Raw genomic sequence first — 1631 nt, 5'->3', positions numbered from 1 at the left:
CAACCACCTCAAGAAGCTCAGGCTCCAGCGCAGCGAGCTGGCGGTTCCCGGCTCCAGCCCGGAAATGATCGACAAGGCGGCGAACAGCGCCGCCGACTTCGTCTTCCTCGACATCGAGGACGCGGTGGCGCCGCCCGACAAGGAGCGCGCGCGCAAGAACATCATCCAGGCGCTGAACGACATCGATTGGCGCGCCAAGGGCAAGACCGTGTCGGTGCGCATCAACGGCCTCGACACCCACTACATGTACCGCGACGTGGTCGACGTCATGGAACAGGCCGGCGACCGGCTGGACACTATCCTAGTGCCGAAGGTCGGCGTGCCGGCGGACCTCTATATGGTCGAGGCCATGGTCAACCAGATCGAGATGGCCAAGGGTTTCAAGACCCGGGTCGGTCTCGAAGCGCTGATCGAAACCGCGCTCGGCATGGCCAATGTCGAGGCGATCGCCGCCACGCCCGGCCGGCTCGAAGCGATGCATTTCGGCGTCGCCGATTACGCCGCCAGCAACAAGGCGCGCACCGTCAACATCGGCGGCCTCAACCCTGACTATCCCGGCGATCAGTGGCATTTCGCCCTGTCGCGCATGACTGTCGCCTGCCGCGCCTATGGCTTGCGCGCCATCGACGGACCGTTCGGCGATTTCTCCGACCCCGAAGGTTTCACAGCAGCCGCCAGGCGCGCCGCCGCACTCGGCATCGAAGGCAAATGGGCGATCCATCCGTCGCAAATCGCTCTGGCCAACGACGTGTTCTCGCCGCCGGAAAAGGAGGTCACCCGCGCTCGCCGCATCCTTGAAGTGCTCAAGGAAGCGGAGGCGCTCGGCAAGGGCGCGGCGGCGCTCGACGGCAAGATGATCGACGCTGCCTCGGAACGCATGGCACGCAATGTTCTGGTGGTGAGCGAGGCGATCGAGCGCGCCAGCCAGGCGCATAGCGCAGCGCATTAGATTACCGGGAGGACAAGATGGACATTCACGAATACCAGGCCAAGGAACTGCTCGCCCGCCACGGCGTGCATGTCCCGCGCGGCGGCCTTGCCTACAGCCCCGAGCAGGCGACCTACCGGGCGCGCGAGATCGGCGGCTCGAAATGGGTGCTGAAGGCGCAGGTCCATTCCGGCGCGCGCGGCAAAGCCGGCGGCATCAAGCTCTGCTCCAACGACGAGGAGATCTCCAACGCCGCCGAGGGAATGCTCGGCCGCAAGCTGGTCACCCAGCAGACCGGCCCGCGCGGCAAGCTGATCTCGCGCCTCTATCTCGAGGAAGCCGTCGACATCGCGCAGGAGCTCTATCTCGGCTTCGTGCTCGACCGCAAGGAAGAGCGCGTCATGATCGTGGCATCGGCCGCCGGCGGCATGGAGATCGAGGACATCTCCGAAAAGAAGCCGGATTCCATCATCCGCGCCGCCGTCGATCCGGGCGTCGGCATGCAGGGCTTCCAGGCGCGCGAGATCGCCTTCGGCCTCGGACTTGAAAGCAACCTGATCGGCAAGGCCACCGAGACCATCCTCGGCTGCTATCAGGTGTTCCGCGACTACGACGCCTCGATGCTGGAGATCAATCCGCTGGTGGTGACCCGCGACGGCAGCCTCGTCGCGGGTCACCACCAGCGGATTGATCTCCAGCATCG

The 1631-nt window shown here is 65.5% G+C and carries 2 protein-coding genes; both read left to right on the top strand.

Annotation, left to right across the window (positions count from 1 at the left end; translation table 11 throughout):
- A partial coding sequence (locus tag EOA79_RS31945) for a CoA ester lyase (protein ID WP_164894067.1) occupies positions 1–949 on the top strand: 949 nt, incomplete at its 5' end.
- Between the two features lie 17 nt (positions 950–966).
- On the top strand, positions 967–1631 hold a 665-nt coding region (locus EOA79_RS31940), incomplete at its 3' end, for an ATP-grasp domain-containing protein (protein WP_206639299.1).

The organism is Mesorhizobium sp. M1A.F.Ca.IN.020.03.2.1, from assembly GCF_004023205.1.
Classification (GTDB): domain Bacteria; phylum Pseudomonadota; class Alphaproteobacteria; order Rhizobiales; family Rhizobiaceae; genus Mesorhizobium.
The sequence above is the reverse complement of the archived record's forward strand: the minus strand, read 5'-3'. Positions and strand labels throughout refer to the sequence as shown.